Annotated in this window: 17 protein-coding genes; 5 read left to right on the top strand and 12 right to left on the bottom strand. The window is 52.6% G+C overall.

Going from position 1 to position 18,960, the window contains the following annotated elements; translation table 11 throughout:
• The first annotated feature begins 72 nt into the window (after positions 1–72).
• Together G4V39_RS06150 and G4V39_RS06155 are read left to right on the top strand one after the other, a co-directional pair.
• On the top strand, positions 73–804 hold the full coding sequence (locus tag G4V39_RS06150; RefSeq protein ID WP_166032086.1) for a Tll0287-like domain-containing protein: 732 nt from the start codon (positions 73–75) through the stop codon (positions 802–804).
• Positions 805–839: 35 nt separating this feature from the next.
• Positions 840–2,666, top strand: coding sequence for a methyl-accepting chemotaxis protein (locus G4V39_RS06155; RefSeq protein WP_166032087.1), 1,827 nt, complete (start codon positions 840–842; stop codon positions 2,664–2,666).
• Here the strand turns inward: G4V39_RS06155 and rnc are convergent.
• On the bottom strand, positions 2,663–3,412 hold the full coding sequence (gene rnc, locus G4V39_RS06160) for a ribonuclease III (RefSeq protein ID WP_210412020.1): 750 nt from the start codon (positions 3,410–3,412) through the stop codon (positions 2,663–2,665). The two genes, G4V39_RS06155 and rnc, sit on opposite strands and share 4 nt — an antisense overlap.
• 52 nt (positions 3,413–3,464) lie before the next feature.
• Complete coding sequence (locus G4V39_RS06165) at positions 3,465–5,378, bottom strand: methyl-accepting chemotaxis protein (RefSeq protein ID WP_166032089.1); 1,914 nt, start codon at positions 5,376–5,378, stop codon at positions 3,465–3,467.
• 269 nt (positions 5,379–5,647) lie between these two features.
• Here G4V39_RS06165 and G4V39_RS06170 point away from each other — a divergent pair, with 269 nt between their 5' ends.
• Entirely contained in the window at positions 5,648–6,541 is an 894-nt protein-coding gene (locus G4V39_RS06170; RefSeq protein WP_166032090.1) for a DnaJ C-terminal domain-containing protein, read from the top strand.
• Here G4V39_RS06170 and G4V39_RS06175 read toward each other — a convergent pair.
• The 10 genes from G4V39_RS06175 to G4V39_RS06215 all read right to left on the bottom strand — a co-directional run bounded on the left by G4V39_RS06175 (position 6,538) and on the right by G4V39_RS06215 (position 16,236).
• Complete coding sequence (locus G4V39_RS06175) at positions 6,538–7,749, bottom strand: MFS transporter (RefSeq protein WP_166032091.1); 1,212 nt, start codon at positions 7,747–7,749, stop codon at positions 6,538–6,540. The two genes, G4V39_RS06170 and G4V39_RS06175, sit on opposite strands and share 4 nt — an antisense overlap.
• Before the next feature lie 35 nt (positions 7,750–7,784).
• The gene (gene ahbD / locus G4V39_RS06180) at positions 7,785–8,849 is read right to left on the bottom strand and encodes a heme b synthase (protein WP_166032092.1); all 1,065 of its coding nucleotides are present in this window, start codon (positions 8,847–8,849) and stop codon (positions 7,785–7,787) included.
• Positions 8,850–8,852: 3 nt separating this feature from the next.
• Positions 8,853–9,830 carry a porphobilinogen synthase gene (hemB, locus tag G4V39_RS06185; RefSeq protein WP_166032093.1) on the bottom strand — a complete coding sequence of 326 codons (978 nt, stop codon included), beginning with the start codon at positions 9,828–9,830 and terminating at the stop codon, positions 8,853–8,855.
• Between the two features lie 74 nt (positions 9,831–9,904).
• A complete protein-coding gene (locus G4V39_RS06190; RefSeq protein WP_166032094.1) occupies positions 9,905–10,522 on the bottom strand; it encodes a tetratricopeptide repeat protein in 618 nt (205 codons plus the stop codon).
• Positions 10,523–10,591: 69 nt separating this feature from the next.
• Positions 10,592–11,446 (bottom strand): hypothetical protein, encoded by an 855-nt coding sequence (locus G4V39_RS06195; protein WP_166032095.1) that lies wholly within the window; start codon positions 11,444–11,446, stop codon positions 10,592–10,594.
• Positions 11,443–13,560, bottom strand: coding sequence for an urea transporter (locus tag G4V39_RS06200; protein WP_166032096.1), 2,118 nt, complete (start codon positions 13,558–13,560; stop codon positions 11,443–11,445). The genes G4V39_RS06195 and G4V39_RS06200 overlap by 4 nt, the downstream gene beginning before the upstream one ends.
• A gap of 11 nt (positions 13,561–13,571) precedes the next feature.
• Positions 13,572–14,924 carry a type III PLP-dependent enzyme domain-containing protein gene (locus tag G4V39_RS06205; protein ID WP_166032097.1) on the bottom strand — a complete coding sequence of 451 codons (1,353 nt, stop codon included), beginning with the start codon at positions 14,922–14,924 and terminating at the stop codon, positions 13,572–13,574.
• A 14-nt stretch (positions 14,925–14,938) separates the two neighbouring features.
• A complete protein-coding gene (locus tag G4V39_RS11230) occupies positions 14,939–15,454 on the bottom strand; it encodes an ATP-grasp domain-containing protein (protein ID WP_210412207.1) in 516 nt (171 codons plus the stop codon).
• Positions 15,447–15,977, bottom strand: coding sequence for an ATP-grasp domain-containing protein (locus G4V39_RS11235; RefSeq protein ID WP_210412022.1), 531 nt, complete (start codon positions 15,975–15,977; stop codon positions 15,447–15,449). Before G4V39_RS11235 ends, G4V39_RS11230 begins: the two co-directional genes overlap by 8 nt.
• 22 nt (positions 15,978–15,999) lie before the next feature.
• Complete coding sequence (locus G4V39_RS06215) at positions 16,000–16,236, bottom strand: PqqD family protein (protein WP_166032098.1); 237 nt, start codon at positions 16,234–16,236, stop codon at positions 16,000–16,002.
• A gap of 198 nt (positions 16,237–16,434) precedes the next feature.
• Between G4V39_RS06215 and ilvD the strand changes: the two genes are divergently transcribed.
• Positions 16,435–18,093, top strand: a complete 1,659-nt coding sequence (ilvD, locus tag G4V39_RS06220; RefSeq protein WP_166032099.1) for a dihydroxy-acid dehydratase — start codon at positions 16,435–16,437, stop codon at positions 18,091–18,093.
• Positions 18,093–18,923: a PfkB family carbohydrate kinase gene (locus G4V39_RS06225; RefSeq protein ID WP_181494199.1), complete on the top strand. Its 831-nt coding sequence runs from the start codon at positions 18,093–18,095 to the stop codon at positions 18,921–18,923. The genes ilvD and G4V39_RS06225 overlap by 1 nt, the downstream gene beginning before the upstream one ends.
• Positions 18,924–18,960 lie beyond the last annotated feature (37 nt).

Here is an 18,960-nt window from a genome sequence, read left to right on the forward strand (position 1 = left end):
GTTTTTATTTAAACAAATTTGTTAGTGAACCGAAAAGGAAAAAGCAGAAACCATAGCTGTAAGGAGGTCTATATGAAAGGTCTGCGGCAACTGGTGGTGGTAACGGTCTTTTGTCTGGGATTTTGCATTCCGGCCTTCTCTTCAGTTTGTCAGTCTATCCCTCGAGAGAAGGCCGAAATGATCGCCCGTTATATCGCCGATATCATCGTCGCCGGTCGAGGCATTGTTGCTCAACACCAAGAGATCATTAACGATCCCAACAAAGGAGAAAAGGGGTTTACCCCGGAATATGTAGAAAGCCTCTTAAGAAAAAAATTCAAGGAGATGACCGGACACGACATCTCCCAACTAGATCCCGAGACCCGGGCCGTTGTGGAGCAGGTAATCGAGGCGGCTAAGATGAGCGTTAAGATGAATCAAAAGCGTATTAACCAGCCGGGCAAGGGATTTAAAGGCTACATACCAGCGGTCTTTGGGCGCGAAACCGGTCAGATACTAAAGGGGCGCTGTAACATCCTCATAAAACAAACCACCTTCAAATACCGAAACGCTTATAACCAACCGGACCCTTTTGAGAAAAAAGTTCTCAAGATGTTTGAGGCCCCCAGTTGGCCCAAAGGCAAAGGATATGGGGAATTTATCAAGGGGCGATATCGTTATCTAAGGCCTATTTATATCAAGAAGGCCTGTCTGAAGTGTCATGGAGAGCCGGCAGGTAGCAGGGACATCGCCGGCCGAATAAAAGAGGGCTACAAGGAAGGAGAGCTACGTGGGGCCATTAGTGTAAGTTTTCCGGTGAAATAATTACAGAAGGAACTGACGGAAAGAAGGAGTTAAAGATGTTCTTTAAGAATCTTTCCTTGCGCTACAAGCTTATTTTGCCCCTGGTGGGCTTGATGATAGTGGCAAACTTTTTTACCACCATCTGGGTGTATCGATTCATTAGGGAAAATGGCCTTCGAGAAATAGAAGAAGAGCTGATTAATCTGGAGAAAAAAGTTCTCCAAGAGGGCCGGGAAACCCTGGCCATTGGGGGATTAATTACGGAGAATCTGGCCAACAATACAGACCTCCAGTTCAGTATGGCCCTTAAAGACACCTCTCTCCTGGGCAAACTGGCCGGCCCTCTCCTTAAGGGGCTCAAGCAACAGCAGATTCTTCAGGCCGAGATAGTCTTTTTAGATTCCGAAGGAAGCCTCATCTACAGCACCAACTCCGCCCTTAAAAAGGGGCCGATCCAGGGAAGCCTCATCTCCCGGGCCCTAACGGGGCATCAAAAGACATCCGGGTTTGACCTTCTGGGGGAAAGGCTGGTTTTAGAAGTCGTTCAGCCGGTAGAATACAATGGCGACTGGGCCGGAGTGATTGTCCTTCTTATTTCTCCAGAGAGTCTTTTCACCAAGGTGAAAGGAAGTTCCCGGCAGGTTGACTTTGCCTGGGTAGTCCAGAAAAAAGGAAAGATCCTTCTGGGGGGACAAACCTCTTCTGAGGCCTTTAAGGACCTGCCAGCCAAACTCTCCTCCCTTACCCAAAGAGGGCTTCGGCTTGGATCCCGGGCGATAAGAATAGTCCCCCTTAACACCCAGGCCGCTCTGGTCATCGGCTATGATGAAAGCCTGAAGTTAGCCACACTGCGGCAGACCATTAGAGGTCTGGTCACCATTATGGGGCTGGCCTCAGCTATAACCCTTCTTACCCTAGTAGCTATTTCCTGGAGGCTTTCCCGGAGAATACTTTCTGTAGTCAGTGAGATCGCCCTTCGGGCAAAAGAGCTTGATTTATCCCAAAAATTGGCCGTCTCCAGTGGAGACGAGCTAGGTTCCCTGGCGCGGGCCTTCAACGACTTTTTGGCTAAAATCCGCCTGCTCCTGCAAGAAAACAAAGAAAACGTCCAGGGGCTGGAAACGGCCTCCACGGAGCTTTCCCAGACAGCTGAACAACTAGCCCAGGGAGCCTCTCTCCTTAACCAGCAGACGGAAAACCTCTCCGGCCACAGCCAATCCCTGGCCCAGGAGGCCAGTGAGGTAAAACAGATGATGGAAGAGATGAAGCGGGCCATCGTGGAGATATCTACTCACACCTCCGAGGCGGCCAAAGTCTCTCATCAGGCCCAAGAACGGGTAGAAATGGTCCATCAAATAATCCAGGAGCTGGAAACTGGCTCGCGAGAAATTGGTGAAGTGCTAAAGTTTATCGGGACTATTGCCGAGCAGACCAATCTTTTGGCCCTAAACGCCACCATTGAGGCGGCCCGGGCCGGGGAGGCCGGCAAGGGCTTTGCCGTGGTGGCCGGCGAGGTCAAGGAGCTGGCCAGACAAACGGCCAAGGCCACCGAGGAGATTGGTCAGAAGATTTATGCCATTCAGGAGGCCATCAAAAGGGTGATTCTCTCCATGGAAGAGACCGCCACCGTAATCGGACAGATAAACGATGCCTCCAGCACCATTGCCGCGGCCGTGGAGGAACAGACAGCCACCGCAGCAGGAATAAACGAGAACATGACGGCCGTTTCGGAGGCCACTCAGCGACTCTCGCGCTCCATTCCCGTCTTTCAGGAGGCCGTTGATCTCATTACCAGAGAAATGGACAAAATACAGAAAAGTAGCCAACAGCTCTCAGAGTATTCCCAGAGGATGGGAAGACAGATTTCACAGTTTAAACTTTAAGGCGCAGAAGAGCCCTCTTTTAAGAGACGAAGGGCCTTTTTGGCCGCCTCCTGTTCGGCCTCCTTCTTGCTGCGGCCCCGCCCCCGGGCCAGGGGCCGCCCCTTCAGTTTCACCACCACGGTAAAGACCTTGGCGTGATCCGGCCCCTGAGAGGCTTCCACTTCGTAACTGGGGGCGGCCTTCTCAAGGGCTTGGGTGAGCTCCTGGAGGAGACTTTTGTAGTCTGCCCGCAGGCCCAAGCGAGCAGCCTGACCCACCAGGCGGGAAAACAGGCGCTTAATTAAGCTGTAGGCCGGCTCATAGCCTCCATCAAGAAAAATGGCGCCAATTACCGCCTCCAATGCCCCAGCAAGGATAGAGGGTTTCTGACGACCACCCGTAAGCTCTTCTCCCCGCCCCAGGAGAAGGCTCTCCCCCAGGCCCAACTGGGAGGCAACCCGGGAGAGACGCTCCTCATTCACCAGATAGGCCCTCATTCTAGACAGATCTCCTTCTCGGTAGCTGTCGCCATATCGAATGACCAGCATCTGGCTGATGGCCAGGTCGAGCACGGCATCGCCCAGAAACTCCAGGATCTCGTTATCACGATAGGCAAGTCCCTCTGGACGCTCACCCTGGTAAGAGCGGTGAATAAGGGCCGTAAGCAGAAGGGCGGGGTCCCGAAATCGATAGCCTAGCTTCTCCTCCAGAGAGGCCACTCGCTCAAGCACAGGGACCTTAAAGCAAAAATAGACCCCCTCTGTCAAATGCTTTAATTGCCTTCAGCCTGACAGAGCAATTTTTAATGAAGAAGGCCTCTCAGCGGTCCGTCTTCTGCCGGGCCAAGTCCATAAGCTCCTTGAGATTACCGAGGACTTCCCTAAAAAGAGGGTTGATCTCCTTCTCCAGAAAAAGAAGGAGCTTTTGAAGATCACTCTTTTCCCGGATGAGGGCCTCTATCTTCTCTACCGAATGATGAAGACGCTCATGGGCCGGGATAAGCCGCTCCAGTACCTTCTGCTGGGCCGGAGTAGGATGAAGCTCCCTTAACCACCTTCCCAACCCGCAACGATTTGGATCTCGCTCCACCTCGGGGATCTCTCTTTTGAGGAGAGCGCCCAAAACCTTTTCCCGCCACTGAAAGTGCTGAAGCACCACGGCCTTGAGGCGAACATAGTCGTCCACCCCTTCTCCGGCAGCCTCAATAGCCTGAGGATCTATCTCATATTGGGCCGCCAGTGCTCGAATTTCAGAAACCATTTCTGAGACGGCCTCCTGGGAGACCATAACTATCTGGGCCTGCCGGGCAAAGTCCTCGGCCTGAGACACCAGCCCCTTTATGGCCTCCTCTACCTCTTTCATTCTTTGGGCCGAAAGATTGATACTCTTGTCTATTTCAGAGACTACGGCGGTTTGCTCTTCGGAAGCCGTGGCCACGGATCCGGCCAAATCGTTCACTTGATCAATGGCTTGAGCAATATGACGAACGGATTCTACGGCCTCCCGGGTCTCTTCTTGAATGGTCCGGATCATCTGACCAATTTCCTTGGTGGCTTCAGCTGTTTGTCTGGCCAGCTCCTTGACCTCGCCGGCCACCACGGCAAAGCCCTTGCCGGCCTCCCCGGCCCGGGCCGCCTCAATGGTGGCGTTTAGGGCCAAAAGATTGGTCTGCTCGGCAATCTCATCTATAACCTTAATGATGGATTCGATCCGCTCTGAGCCTTGACCCAGCCTGTCGATAAGCTCTCTGGCCTTTTGAGTGGCCGTGGTGGTCTCTTCAATCATCCTGGCCGTTTGGGCGATGTTTTGAGCAATCTCCTCCGCCGCAGTGGCCATCTCCGTGGTGGCCGAAGCTACGGTAGCCAGATTTTCCGAGGCCTGATCCGTAGCCTGAAAAACCTCTTTGGTAGTCTCCCTTAGGTTAACTGCCTCCGAAGAGACCTGCTCTCCGGCATCCTTCAGGACTTTGGCCGCCCCTTCAAAGGAGTCCGCCTGAACCTTGAGGGTCAAAAGGGCCTGACCCAGGCTGTAGGTTACGCTATTGAGGGCCCGGGCTAGTTCTCCCAATTTGTCTCGACCCTTTACGGGAAGGTACCCCGTTAGCCTTCCCTGAGCCATGGTCGCCGCTAAACTCACCCCCTGACGGAGGCCCTGCGAGAGCTGCCGAGAGAAAAGGAAGGCCGAACCAGTAAAAAAGACCAGTAGAGCCCCCACAAGCACACCCACCAAGAGCTTTAGTCTGCCTGTGGCCCTCTTGCTGGCCTCAAGACCTTGAAGAAGCCTCTTCTTCTCCGAGTTTAAAAGGAACCTAAGGGCCGAGGTAAGCCTCTGACTGGCCTCATCAAAACGAATCATCAGGGGATTACCCTTCTCCGGCCCGGCCTGAACGTAAAGTCGGGCCATGAGCCGCCCGGTCTGGTAGTAAGGAGGGACTTCTTCCTTTAATTCCGCTACCGTCTGCAGACAGGTCTGGTCACCCTGAAGGCGGCACAACCTCTCCAGGGTATCTAGACGGCGCTGAAGATCGCGATAGTGCCTTTCGGCCATAAGAAAGCCTTTCTGAAGGCCATTCTGTCCTCTAGTGGCCGAAACATCCGTCAAATATTGCTGGATCTGAATGATGTCCTTCTCCAGAGAGGAGAGAAGACCCAGAACCTCAAGATGCCGGGACTGGATCTCCGAGATCCGGCTGGCCACCTGATGGCTTCCCCGGTAAACAAGAAAGCAGGCCATAATTAGCCCTACAAACGTTAATAAAGGTATCAAAGAAAACCTGCCCGTCAGAAAAAGACGGTGCCTAAAATTCATCTCCGCCTCCGCAGTTTCTCTTGTAGCCCAGGTGCTACCATTTTTCTGGTTGCTTATAATTATCGGTTTATAGACAATAGTAATTAAAAGCTTCTTCTTAGGAGAAACTACCTAGATGTAGATTGGTGGGTCTTCCTGTTTGAAGAGAGGGTGATTTCTGATAGAGTTGGCCCCTAGAAAAGGGGAGAGATTTCATGAATGAGGATCCCTATCGCCTTTTAGGGCTTTCACGGAATGCTACCCTTAGCGACCTCCGCCGGGCCTTTCGGCGTTTGGTTCGTCGTTATCATCCAGATGTCAATCCCGACCCCCGGGCCCTTAAGGAGTTTCAGGCTATCCTGGAGGCCTATCAATATCTCAAAAAACATCTCCGAGAACCACCCCCCGGAAGCGAGGCCGTAACTGTCCACTTTTTAGAGGTCTCTTTCCGAGAGGCTACCTTAGGAGCCACCAAGGAGGTTTTGGTGCTCGGGGCCGAAATCACTTGCCCCGCCTGCGACGGAACAGGCGAAGATCTTGGAGGGCGTAGGCTCTCCTGCCCAGAATGTCAGGGCCAAGGGGTTATCAAACACCTCTGGCGGGAGGAAGAGATTGGTCTGGTCTGTGCTACCTGCCGGGGTCGGGGATTCATTATTCAGACTCCATGCCCTCGGTGCCAGGGACAGGGAAGATTTCGTCCTCGCCAAACCGTAACCATCGCCATTCCTCCGGGGACAGAAGATGGAGCGGTAATCAACAAAACTTTAGACAGCGGTGAACGCCTTCAGGTAGAGATCTCTGTCCGCCCAGATCCGGTTTTTAGTCGCCGGGGGCTGGACATCATCGCCCGGGTGCGACTCCCCCTCTGGAAGGCCCTCTTGGGAGGGAGAATGACGATACCCACCCTCACCGGCCCCCGAGAAATAGAACTTCCCTCTCCTCCCCAGTTGACTCAACCCTTGCGCTTTTCGGGGCAGGGGATCCAGGATGGCCAAAAAAGAGGAGATTTTCTTATCTTCTTTGAGATAATCCTTCCGGGGCCCCCTAATAATCGGGCCCGAAAACTCATCAAAGAGCTGGCCCAACTTCTACCAATAGAAGAATCCTAACCCCTAAGCAGCCGAATAGGGTAGAGACAGACCAGAGCAGCCAAAAATACGCCGGCACTTAGGGCCTGAGGCGGAGAAAGCCTCTCGGCCAGCCAGCCAAACAAGAGACTTCCCAGGGGAAAGAGCCCTAAAAAAGACATAGAAAAAAGGCCCATTACCCGGCCCCGTAATTCGCTAGGAGAGTAAGTCTGAAGAAGACTGATGGCGCTGTTGAAGGTGAAGACCATACTGAGACCAGAAAGATAGAGAAGAGCGGCCGAAAGGTAAAAGTTTCGAGACCAGGCAAAAAGAAAAAGAAAGACCAGCAGAGAAAAGGCGCTGCGCAGAATCCAGCGGCGTCGGTCTATGAGGGTAGACACAGAGGCCAAAAAAATGGCTCCAGTAAAAGCCCCAGCCCCATTGGCCGCCATGAGGAACCCATATCCTCTGGCTCCTACCCCTAAGATATCCCGGCCAAAGACAGGAAGAAGCACGGCATAAGGAAGAAGACAAATACTAAAGGCGGCCACCAAAAGAAGTACGCTCCGAACAACTCGGTGAGCAAGGACAAACCCTAAACCCTCTCGCAGGTCTCGCAAAAGCCCCCGACTGTCTCGCTCCACCCGGCCCTCAAGAGGGATAAAAAGCAGGGCAAAAACCACCGCCAGAAACCCTAAGGCGTTAAAGTAGAAACAGGGCCAGGCCCCCCAGCGGACCATAAGCATCCCTGCTGCCGCCGGCCCCAGAAAGCGGGCCAGGTTAAAGGCTGTGGAGTGAAGGGCCACGGCATTGGTGATATCCTCTGGTTCTACCAGATCATAAAGATAGGCCTGGCGCACAGGGAGCTCTAAGGCGTTTACCAGGCCTAGAAAACCTGCCAAGACCAGAATATGCCAAGCTGTCACCCAGCCCAGCTGGGTAATGAGCCCCAGAAGGAAAGCCTGCAATCCGCCCAAAATCTTGGCTAAAAGGAGAAGTCTCCTTTTGGGCAAACGATCAGCCAGCCAGCCAGCTAAAAAAGAAAAGAAAAAGATCGGTAGAGACCCTACAGCCCCCAAAAGCCCGAGGATAGTGGCTGAGTCGGTAAGCTCCAGGATCAACCAGCGCTGGGCCGTGGTCTGCATCCAGATACCCACCAGGCACAGGGCCTGCCCCAAAAAGAAAAGGCGGAAATAAGGATGCCTTAGGGAGGCAAACGTTCCCAGGAAGATGGCCTCATAGACGCCCATAGGTCCCCTAGGGTATCCTCGGGCAGAAAAAAATTCTAGCCTCTGGCCCCCTTCCTGGGCTGATAGAGACAGAGGGGCTCCTCGGCCAGGTAGTCACCACTCATCTCATAGGCCCGAGCCCGGCAACCACCACAGACCCGGATATATTCACAGCGACCACATTTGCCTTTGTAGGCTTTAAAATTACGCAGATTAAGAAAAACTTCTGAATGGCGCCAAATCTCTCCAAAATGGCTTTGACGCACGTTACCGCAGTCAAGCTCCAGATAACCGCAGGGCTGGACCTGACCTCGATGAGATATAAAGCAGAAGCCAATTCCCCCAAGGCAACCCCTGGTCACGGCATCAAGACCGTGGGTCTCGGGGGTAACCTCCAGGCCCTCCTCCCGGGCTCGCTCCCGGAGAATACGATAATAATGGGGGGCACAGGTGGCCTTAATGTGGAGGGGAGCGTTTTTTGATTGCTCGTAAAACCAATTGAGAGTTTCCTCATATTTGGCCGCAGATAGGGCTTGATGAGCCAGCTCCTTACCCCGACCGGTTGGCACCAAGAGAAAGATATGGTGGGCCACGGCCCCCAAGGAGACGGCAAGCTCAAAGACTTTGGGTATCTCGGCTAGATTGATCTCCGTAATGGTGGTATTGATCTGGAAGGGAATCCCGGCCTCTTTAAGGAGCCGAATCCCTCTTAGGGCCCCCTCAAAGGCCCCTGGCATCTTCCGGAAAGAGTCGTGGGCCTCCGCAGTAGCTCCATCCAGACTAATAGAGACCCGCTGAATACCGGAGGCCTTCATCTTCTCCGTCACCTCTTCGGTGATCAAGGTTCCATTGGGAGCCATAACCATGCGCAGACCAAGCTCGGTGCCATAGCTGGCCAGCTCAAAGATATCGGGCCTCAAAAGTGGCTCACCGCCAGTGAGGATAATCACCGGTTGTCCAAGTTCCCGGATTTCCCTCAAGACCCGCAGACATTCCTCGGTGGAAAGCTCTCCTTCGTAAGGCCCCCGGGTGGCCGCTGCCCGACAGTGCACGCAGTTAAGGTTACAGTTCCGCGTCACCTCCCAGGCCACCAAACGGGGAACAAACTCCGGTCTCTTCATGGATCATTCTCCCCTGAGAAGCCTGGCCGCCTGTTTGGCAAAATAGGTGAGAATAAGCACCGCCCCAGCCCGCCGAATGGAAACAAGGGACTCCATCATCACCGCCTCCTCCGAGAGCCAGCCTCTCTCGGCAGCTGCCTTGATCATGGCATATTCTCCAGAGACCTGGTAGGCCGCCAAGGGATGAGTAAATTCCTCTCTTAAACGGCGGATAATATCCAGATACGGCAGGGCCGGCTTAACCATCAGGATATCAGCCCCTTCTTCGACATCCAGAGCGGCTTCCCGGATGGCCTCGTTGCTGTTGCCAGGATCCATCTGATAGCTCTTGCGATCCCCGAACTGAGGAGCACATTCAGCCGCTTCCCGGAAAGGACCATAGAAGCTGGAAGCATATTTCACGGCATAAGACATTATGGAGACCATAGAGAAACCCGCCTCATCCAGGGCCTCTCGGATCCGGCCCACCCGACCGTCCATCATGTCAGAGGGGGCGACTATATCGGCCCCGGCCTGGGCGTGAGAGACGGCCACCCGAGCCAGCACCTCCAAGGTAGAATCATTATCAACCGCCTCTCCCTTTAAAAGACCACAGTGGCCATGGCTAGTGTATTCACAGAGACAGACATCAGTAATAATCACCAGCTCGGGGACAGCCTTCTTGATGGCCGCTATAGCTTTCTGAACCACCCCTTTTTTACTCCAGGCCTCCGAGCCGGTTTTGTCTTTCTTTTCTGGCAGACCAAAGAGGATAATGGCCGGAATCCCCAGCCCGGCCACCTCCTCGGCCTCCTTGACCGCCTCATCTACAGAAAGCTGAAAGACTCCCGGCATAGATGAGACCGGATTGCGAACCTTTTTACCCGGACATATAAAAAGGGGATAAATAAGGTTTCTTATGGAGAGATCCGTCTCCCGAACCATAGATCTCAGGGTCTCTGTGCGCCTTAGCCGACGGGGACGATATTCGGGAAAGATCATTTTATTTCTCCTCCTTACCTCAAAAAGGCCTCTTGGCTTAGGATAATCCAGATAAGTAGGCCTGTCATCCAATCTTACTTCTTGAGGGCCTCTCTGGCAGCCACATTCTGCGGATCAAGGAGGAGAACGCGAAGGAATATCTGACGGGCTTCCTTCTTCTTGCCCTGCCACGTGAAGATCCGGCCAAGCTCTACCAAGAAGTCCAAACTGGAGGGATAAAGCTTCAACATTTTACGGGCCACCTTTTCGGCCAAAGGGGCCTTGTTCTGGAGTCTGAGGGCCACCGCCAGTCGGAGGTTGGCATAGTAATTATAGGGGTCTTTGGAGATGATCCGGTTCATGAGACGTTCAACCTTACCCCAGTTCCCCCGGGCCATAAGAGGCAGAGAGAGCCCCAAAAGGGGTTCTATGGATTCTGGTCTAACCTCGGCCGCCTTTTGATAATAGGCAATGGCATCACCATACTTACCAGAAAGGTAATAAAGCCAGCCCAGACGAAGGTTGAGAAGATAGCGCCGAGGGGCCTCCTGATAGAGAGGAAGCAGGGCCTTAATGGCCTCTTTGTAGGCCCCCATCTTCTCGTAGCGATACGACTCCACAAAGGCCTTGGATATTTCAGAGGCCGAAAAGGCCCCGGCCTGGGCGGAGAAAACAACCAAGACCAGGAAAAGCAGAAGACAAAACCTCCTCATTTTGACCTCCTAAGATCTATCGGAATTACCGAAGGGGAGAAATGGGTGGGGGGAAGCCCCCTTAAAACCCTAAAAGCTTCCCCCGAGGCTTACGGTAACAATAGTCTGAGAAGCCTTATCGCCATAGCCGACATGCTCCAGCCACTGCTGGTTGAGGTTTAGCGCCAGACGAAGATTATTCTCTAGGCGATAGCCCACTTCGGCCTCAAGGCCCCCAAGATAGCGGTCCGCCAGGTTATAGACAACAAAACCCTCATTTTTGACGGCAAAGATCTGCTGGCCCACCCAACCGGCCAGCTTATAGTCCATATTGCCTACGGTATAGGTAAAGACCTGCTCTAGGGAGTAATAGTTATCCATAGAAATGCCAACATCTTTGTCCTTATGGATGTAGTAGAAACGGGTCTCTGAGTAGAGACGGCGACCGAAGGCCGAGAAGAAAAAGCCATAATGAGGCCTAATCTGGAAGACATCCAGATCAACATTGCTATCACTATAATCAGAGTAATCAATCTCCAGGCCAGCGTTCCATTCGGCCGGACGGAAGTAGGTGACCTTGGCAAAATAGATCTTGCCCTGATCAGTAAGGTCATCATCGCTGCTGATGTAATGAAAACCCAGGCGAATGGCGTGGTTTTTCAGGATTTGGCCGGTATTGGTATAAGCCAGAGTAAAGTCAGTCTGATCCAGATCGGGCAAGGTATCATAGTTAATGCGAGTCTGAGTCAGACCAAGCTCTAAGGCATGAACCTGCCGATCGGAGAGGTTTAGATAGGCCGTAGCCGCCCAGCCATCATCTTTAACATCAGAGCCGCCAAAGTTCACATAAGAGCCGTAGAGGCTTCCGTAGGTGGAGATCTCCCCGGCCCAGACAGAAGAGGCCAACATCAAAAAAACCGCCAGAAAACTCCATACCTTCTTCATGTAACCCTCCTTAAAGTTATTTTTTGACCTTCTCTTTCTACCCTCACCAGGGAAAGACCTTTTAAGGGATCAAGGCGGACAAAAGTTTTGACTCTGGTTCGATCCACTCCGCCCTGAACCTCTCCCTGAATTTCCTCTGAAGAGCTGAAAAAATAAGTCCCTGTTACCCGGGCTAAATCCCGCCGAAAGGAGGCCATAAAGGTAAACAGAGCCCGCTTTAGGGGGCCAAAATAGGCCTCCAGCGGGAGGTTATCTTTCCAGCAAAGTTCCTTTTGATAGACAAGCGGCACCCGGGGCAAAGCCAGAAAAAGGGCTTTTAAGGCTTCATCTCCTCCATCGTGGCGCAAAAGATAAAAGGTCCCTTGGTCTTTGCTAAAATAAAGTCTGTCACTGCCAGAATCAAAAAAATATGTTCCATCAGGGGCCATACAAACCTTAAGGCACAAAGTCTCTGGTTCTCCCACCTCCCTATTTACTTCATATATGATTTCTTCATCCAGAACAAAGGAGAACTTTGACTCCAGGGCCTTATCGGGATAGAGGGCTCTCAGGCACTCTCCCTCTTTAGGAATATCGTTAGCCCGGAAAATAAGCCGCCCTTCTTTGATGACCGCATAGTGCAGGAGACTAAAGGGGGCTGTGGGGGCCCCGAGTTCGGCGGAAAACTGTATTTGAAGATGGAGGTGCGGCTGGGGAGAGTAGCCCGAGTTACCGCAGAGCCCCAAAAGATGCCCCTTTTCCACCCATTGGCCAGGAGAAACCTTGATGGATCCCCGTTTAAAATGGGCCAAAAGGACATAAAATCCCCTCTCATCGTAGATCAAGACATAGTTGCCCCAGTTATCGATCTCATTAACGGAACCCGGAGGGTTGTCATCGATGTTGTTTACTAAAGAAATCACTCGGCCTCTTACCGGGGAGAGAACCGGCTTGCCAAAGCAGTAATAGTCTTCCAGAAGCTGCCCCTGACCAGAGAAGGTTTTCCCTTCGGCATCGGTAATGACAAAGTCTAAGGCGTAACGCCAGATTCCCTTGTGGGTCCAGGGCCCATCAAAGCCCTGCCAGACAGTCCAGTCTCCAGAAAAGGGAAGGGTAAGGGTTCTATTAGTGCCTCGAAAACGGGCTAAGTAAGAAAGATAATAATCCAGGGTGCGCTCTGGACTGCCCCGATAATAAAGGGTCAGGTAGGGATAACCAGCCAGCCCCAAGGGGTAGATAAAAGAAAGGGTCACCACATTAAAGGGCAGGGTAAAGGCGGGAATACCGTAATGAGCCCAGAAGAAACCGGCGGCCTCCAGAAGAAAAGGAGAGACAACCACGGCAATAGCGGCCAGGATATAGCTCCGGGGGCCGGGGATGAGGAAGACTCCCCCGATAGCCATGGCGATGAGACTAAAATTAAAGGTGCTAAGGTCGGTGAGGGCCTGATAAAAAGACCCCTTCATCAAGGCTAAAGTAGTCACTCCCAAAACGTAACCCGAGACGGCCAGAAAGAAGAGAATTCGGGAGGCCAAAAAGATTACTACCAGAAAGATAAGACCCCCTAGGAGATGAGGACTAAATAATAAGGCCCCCAGGGCCTTAAGGGGCCCTGTTAGCCAAAGGGGCAGGCGAAGATCAAGAGAGTTAAAGGCCGGGTGTCGAAGATAGAAGTCATTAACCAGAAGATTGGAATAGCGATAGGCGGCCAAATAGATGGTCGTGCTCACCAGAACGAAGGGAACATTGATCACCGGCAGGCGAAAAAAGTAATAAAAGACATGGGCCAGAGAGAAGGTAACCACAAAGGTCATCAACCCGGCAGTAACAATAAAAAAGATGGTAAGAGGTGTAATTTTAAAAAGAAAACCGATAGAAAGCCCCACCAAGAGTGGATTGTAGGTGTAATATCCTGAGCCGCGAAAGATCTCCCGCAACCCCAAAAAACGGGCCAGTTCATAGGCTGAAATCACGCAGAGAAGACCTGCCAGACCAACATTAGGGTTGATAAAGGTGGCCGCCACCAGAACCAGCCCCAGAAGATGGTTTTCAAAAAAGAAGATCTCTGTGTAGCTATTAGCTACCGTGCGCAAATAGGAGCCAAGCCACCCCAAGAGGGCCTTTAAGTCCTTCATGGTCTAGGAGGTTACTCTTTCTGGAGACGAAGATGTTCGGGAAGTCTTTCCCGAGCCACAATATCTTCAAGATCTTCGGCCTCGCGGATAAGATGGGGGTGACCCTCTTTGTCAATGAGAACCACTGCTGGTCGGGGTCTTATAAACTGCATCCACTGGGTGACATTGTAGGCTCCCACCGGGGAGATGATCAGCCTGGAGCCCCGAGGAAGAGGGGGCAGATGGGCCTGATCAGCAACCACGTCGATATTCATACAAAGGGGTCCGTAAAGAATGCAGGGTTCAAGAGGGCCGGGGACATCCTCCTCCAGTTCTAGACGAAAATTGTACCAAAAGGCCGTAAAGAGCACATTGACTCCGGCATCAACCACATAAGCCCTGGTGCCGTCGGGAAGCCTTTTGCTGGCATGAACCGTAGTGATAAGAAAACCGGCCTCATCAACGATGGCCCGTCCGGTCTCCAGGATAAGGGTAGGAAAGTCATTTGGCCGCAGCCGGGACAGCAGGGTATCACAGATGGCTTCAGCAAAATCCTCAAGAGGGGGAACGGCTACGTCTGGAGAAAGATAGATACCTTTTAGACGATTGAGCGAGGGAAGACCGCCTCCTATATCAAGATATTCTATCTTCAGATCAAAATCGTCCTCTACCTGATAGGCAAACTCAACCATCTTGGCAATGGCCCGTCCGTAGGCCCGGGGTTCAAGAATAAAAGTGCCCAGATGGCAGTGGAGACCATGAAGAATAAGATGCCCTCCGGAGACCAAACGCTTTACAGCATCCAGGGCCTGGCCAGATTCTAGGTTGAACCCAAAGCGGGTCCACTGAGGGCTTATGCCCGTGTCCATATTGAGCCTAAGGCCCACTTTTATCGGCTGGCCCAGCCCTTTAGCCACCTCTTCGAGATCATAGATCTCATCAAAGTGGTCTATGTTGATAATGGCTCCCTCCTCGGCGGCTACTTTCAGGGCTGAAAGGGGCTTGTAGGGACCGTTAAAAATTATCTCTGACCCCGGGACCCCCAGCCGTCTGGCCTTCTGGTACTCGAGCTCGGAGACAACTTCAGCTGTCTCTCCCTCCTGATGAAGGATGGCACAGATAGCATCTAAGTAATTGGTCTTATAAGACCAGCTAAAATGGACATTGGGATATCGGGTGGCAAAAGCCTGATGAATAGTTCGATATTTCTCCCGCAAACGTCGCTCAGAGAAAACAAAAAGTGGCGAACCAAAACGGGCTACCAGATCACTTATCGGAACACCATCAATTTCGGAACGCACGTGACGACCATAGGAAGGACCAAACTTGTTCATCAGACCTACTTGGACCTTTTTGATAATCGGCTTCTCATAGGGTTCTTTCACGTCTTCCTCCTTGATCAGCTTTCTCCTCGGGTAATAATCCTCTGGAAGGTTTCCATATCCGTTACCAGATCATAGGTGTAGCGAATATAAAGTCGGCCAGCCTCGTAGTGGGAGTCTCTTTCTACCGGAAGCCCCACTGCTGCCCGCAATAGTCGGGCCGGTAAATTGAGCCCGGCACCAGTAGCAAAATAGACCCAGGCTGGAAAACGAGGATTAATTTCTATAAGGTAGATCTTGTCTTCAGTAGCAATACACTCCAGCTCAAAGGCTCCTCGCCAGCCATAGGCCTTAAGAAAGGCCTCTGCGGCCTTGATAATGGACTCATTCTTAATGGTCACTCCGGTCCAGATCTTACCCCAGGCGGTAATCCAGAGCTTCTTGATGGCCATAAGGCCCAGGGAGCTCCCCTGGCCGTCGCCAAGTCCGATAACATTTATCTCCTCCCCCTGAACGACCTTCTGAACCAGGACCGGATAACCCCATTCGGCAACTATTTTCTGAAAGGAAGACTCGGCCTCTTGATTAGGTATGAACTCGGTAGGCCTTGTAGAAAAGACCTTTGATCATGGCCGGAAAGCCGACCCGATCAAGGGCTCGGTAGAGTTCCGACGGGGAGGTAACCGCCTCTGTCGGAGGGATAGCCAGCCCTATCCGCTCAGCCACCTCCGGGAGATGCTCTTTGGAGCGAAGCTCAAACTGCTCCCAGGTGGGCAAAAAGGTCTTTATTCCTCGGGATAAAAGCTTCTCCTTTCCCTTAATATAGAGAGGAAGTTCGGCATCAAGGGTGGGAATGACTACATCCAGACCGGCCACTTCCTGGATATAAAAGAGCCGGCCCAGATAGTCTGCTTCTTCACTGGAGGGATAAGGCATAATAAAAGAGCGCTCTACCAACCAATCCAGATAGATTCCAGGCTCCATGGCGTCATAGGCCAGACCAATGGTTCGAAGATTAAGACGCCCATCTTCCTTAAGGCTTCTGATAACGGCGATCCCAGGGCCGGGATTATCCACAGCGTTAATACCTGAGACCGCCACACTTAGCTCCTCCATAATCGCCTCTCCTCTAAAAGTTTTAAATAAGATGATAGACCCTTAATTGAGCCAAAAAATCCATCAGATCTCTCTGGGCCACCTCGGGTTCGACGACAAATTTGTCGAGAAGAGACTGCAAAATCTGCTCGGTGTCTTTTCCGTCTTTAAGTTGTTGAATAATCCACAGCCCTACCCTGTTAGTGGTAAAGCTATTACCAGTAGCCGGATCAAAGATGAAACCCTCATCGTTTATGGCCAAACGAGAAAGCTTGTCCATCTCGGCCTCCTTAAAAAGGGCTTTTGTTGGGCCCATTAAAGCAACTTTCAGGCCAACCATTATAAGAAAGTCGCCCTAAAACAACCTATCGGATCAAAGGCCCAGAGGGTGAGACAATAGTTAAAGGTTTCTTGACGAGGGCCTCTCCCGGGCCTAAGCTGGCCTTAAAACGCATCTTCCAGGCAAGGAGGCTTCTTTATGCGAAGCGATCAGATGAAAAAAGGTCTAGAACGAGCTCCTCATCGTTCCCTTCTTAAGGCCATGGGCTACACCGATGAGGAGATCTCCAGGCCTTTGGTAGGAATTGCCAACTCCTTCAATGAAATTATTCCCGGCCACATCCATTTGCGTCAGGTTGTAGAGGCCGTCAAGGCCGGAGTCCGAATGGCCGGGGCCACTCCGATAGAGTTTGGAGTCATCGGTGTCTGTGATGGACTAGCCATGAACCACGAGGGTATGCGCTACTCTCTTCCCAGCCGGGAACTCATTGCCGACATGATAGAAACTATGGCCATGGCCCATCCCTTTGACGCCCTGGTTCTGGTGCCGAACTGTGACAAAATTGTCCCCGGCATGCTCATGGCCATGCTCCGCCTGGACCTTCCATCCATTTTGATCTCTGGTGGCCCCATGCTGCCTGGGAGGCTATCTGGGCAGGAGGTTAACCTCATCTCGGTCTTTGAGGCCGTGGGCAGACTTAAGTCCGGAGAGATAAAAGAGGCTGAACTCAAAGAGCTGGAAGACAGTGCTTGCCCCACCTGTGGCTCTTGTGCCGGGATGTTTACCGCCAATTCCATGAATTGTCTCTCTGAGGCTTTAGGGCTGGCCCTTCCGGGTAATGGAACCATTCCGGCGGTCATGGCAGCCAGGATTCGCCTGGCCAAAAAGGCCGGGGCCCAGGTAGTCGAACTGCTCAAAAAGCGACTCACTCCCCGAAAGATCGCTACCCGGGCCGCCTTTGAAAACGCTATTGCTGTGGATATGGCCCTTGGTTGTTCTACCAATACCGTTCTCCATGTTCCAGCTATTGCCCGAGAGGCCGGAATAGACCTCCCGCTGGAGGTGTTCGATGAGATGAGCCGCAAAACACCGAACCTCTGTCGTCTTGTGCCTGCCGGACCTCATAGTGTGGCCGCCCTTCATGAAGCCGGAGGTATCCCGGCGGTCATGGCGGAGCTGGCTAAGGCAGGATTAATTCGTAAAAGGGTAAAAACGGTAAGCGGTAAAACCGTGGGAGAGAACATCAAGGGAGCCCAAAACTTAAACCCCGAAGTCATTAGACCCCTGGAGAATCCGTACTCCTCCGAGGGAGGTATAGCCATCCTCTGGGGAAACCTGGCCCCAGAAGGCGCCGTCGTCAAGCAGAGTGCCGTGGTTCCGGAAATGATGCACCATCAAGGGCCGGCGCGGGTCTTTGAATCCGAAGAGGCGGCTTATAAGGCCATTCTTGGAGGAAAAATTCGTCCGGGAGATGTCGTCGTTATTCGCTATGAGGGGCCTAAAGGGGGGCCAGGAATGAGAGAGATGCTCTCCCCTACTTCGGCCATTGTCGGCATGGGACTGGACAGCCAAGTAGCCCTGATTACAGATGGTCGCTTCTCTGGTGGTACCAAAGGAGCCGCCATCGGGCACGTTTCTCCAGAGGCGGCAGAAGGCGGCCCGATTGCTCTGGTTAAGGAAGGAGACCTCATAGAGATCAATATTCCCCAGCGTCGTTTGGAGCTTTTAGTCCCAGAAGAAGAACTAAAACGTCGCCTCAAAAAGTGGCGGCCTCCAAAGAAAAAACTCCGGGGATGGCTGGCCAGATATTCCCGGATGGTTAGCTCCGGGGCCCGGGGGGCAGTGCTCAGAGATTGATGCCGGTCTATCTTATCGTCGGAGCCCTTACCCGAGATGTCACCGAAGACGGCTTTCGTTATGGGGGGTCAGTGCTTTATGCCGGCCTTACGGCTTTAGCCCTGGGTTACAAGCTCAAGGTCGTCACGACCTGCCATCCGGAAGAGCCTCTGGGGAGACTTTTTCCGGGGGCAGAGATTTATCTTCAAGAGTCTCCAGAGACGACCACCTTTGTTAATCTGGAGACGCGCTCGGGGCGAAGACAACAGATTCTGGCCAATGCCAGACCCCTTAAAGTTCAGGGGCTTCCACAAGAATTTTTAACGGCAGATATTGTTCATTTGGCGCCGGTGGCTGACGAATGCCCTCTAGAGGCCCTTGGTCTTTTTTCTGGCCAGTTTGTGGGAGCCAGTATTCAGGGATGGTTGCGAACCTGGGATAAAAAGGGCCTGGTAAGACAGAAAAAGGTCCCCCCAGAGGTTTTCTCTCCCCTGAAGGCCCTCGTTTTAAGCCAGGAAGATCTCGGTGGAGATCTTGACTACGCCTCGGAGCTGGCCCGGATCGTGCCCCTGGTGGTGGTTACTCGAGACCGGCACGGGGCCTGGCTTTATCATGAGGGTCAACGCCACCATCTCCCGGCTCCAGAGGTACCAGTGGTTGATCCCTGTGGAGCTGGTGATATCTTTGCCGCCGTCTTTTTCTCCGCCCTCTTTGAAGGTCTTGATCCCCTAAAGGCCGTCGCCCTGGCCAACTGTTTGGCGGCCAGGTCCGTAACCAGAAAGGGACTGGAATCCATCGCCTTGCCAGAAGAGATAAGAGATTGTTATCAGACAATTGCCCAACAGGGCTAATTCCTGCTATGAATACCCGGATTAACCTGTAGGAGGA

The organism is Thermosulfuriphilus ammonigenes (genome assembly GCF_011207455.1).
Lineage (GTDB): Bacteria > Desulfobacterota > Thermodesulfobacteria > Thermodesulfobacteriales > ST65 > Thermosulfuriphilus > Thermosulfuriphilus ammonigenes.

Bases quoted from the DNA above. Each gene is read 5' to 3' on its own strand.
- ilvD (WP_166032099.1), top strand. From the start codon at position 16,435: ATGCGAAGCGATCAGATGAAAAAAGGTCTAGAACGAGCTCCTCATCGT.
- G4V39_RS06165 (WP_166032089.1), bottom strand. From the start codon at position 5,378: ATGGCCTGCTTTCTTGTTTACCGGGGAAGCCATCAGGTGGCCAGCCGG.
- G4V39_RS06190 (WP_166032094.1), bottom strand. From the start codon at position 10,522: ATGAGGAGGTTTTGTCTTCTGCTTTTCCTGGTCTTGGTTGTTTTCTCC.
- ahbD (WP_166032092.1), bottom strand. From the start codon at position 8,849: ATGAAGAGACCGGAGTTTGTTCCCCGTTTGGTGGCCTGGGAGGTGACG.
- G4V39_RS06170 (WP_166032090.1), top strand. From the start codon at position 5,648: ATGAATGAGGATCCCTATCGCCTTTTAGGGCTTTCACGGAATGCTACC.
- G4V39_RS06155 (WP_166032087.1), top strand. From the start codon at position 840: ATGTTCTTTAAGAATCTTTCCTTGCGCTACAAGCTTATTTTGCCCCTG.
- G4V39_RS06195 (WP_166032095.1), bottom strand. From the start codon at position 11,446: ATGAAGAAGGTATGGAGTTTTCTGGCGGTTTTTTTGATGTTGGCCTCT.
- hemB (WP_166032093.1), bottom strand. From the start codon at position 9,830: ATGATCTTTCCCGAATATCGTCCCCGTCGGCTAAGGCGCACAGAGACC.
- G4V39_RS06175 (WP_166032091.1), bottom strand. From the start codon at position 7,749: ATGGGCGTCTATGAGGCCATCTTCCTGGGAACGTTTGCCTCCCTAAGG.
- G4V39_RS06225 (WP_181494199.1), top strand. From the start codon at position 18,093: ATGCCGGTCTATCTTATCGTCGGAGCCCTTACCCGAGATGTCACCGAA.
- G4V39_RS06150 (WP_166032086.1), top strand. From the start codon at position 73: ATGAAAGGTCTGCGGCAACTGGTGGTGGTAACGGTCTTTTGTCTGGGA.
- G4V39_RS06215 (WP_166032098.1), bottom strand. From the start codon at position 16,236: ATGGACAAGCTTTCTCGTTTGGCCATAAACGATGAGGGTTTCATCTTT.
- G4V39_RS11235 (WP_210412022.1), bottom strand. From the start codon at position 15,977: ATGGAGGAGCTAAGTGTGGCGGTCTCAGGTATTAACGCTGTGGATAAT.
- G4V39_RS06200 (WP_166032096.1), bottom strand. From the start codon at position 13,560: ATGAAGGACTTAAAGGCCCTCTTGGGGTGGCTTGGCTCCTATTTGCGC.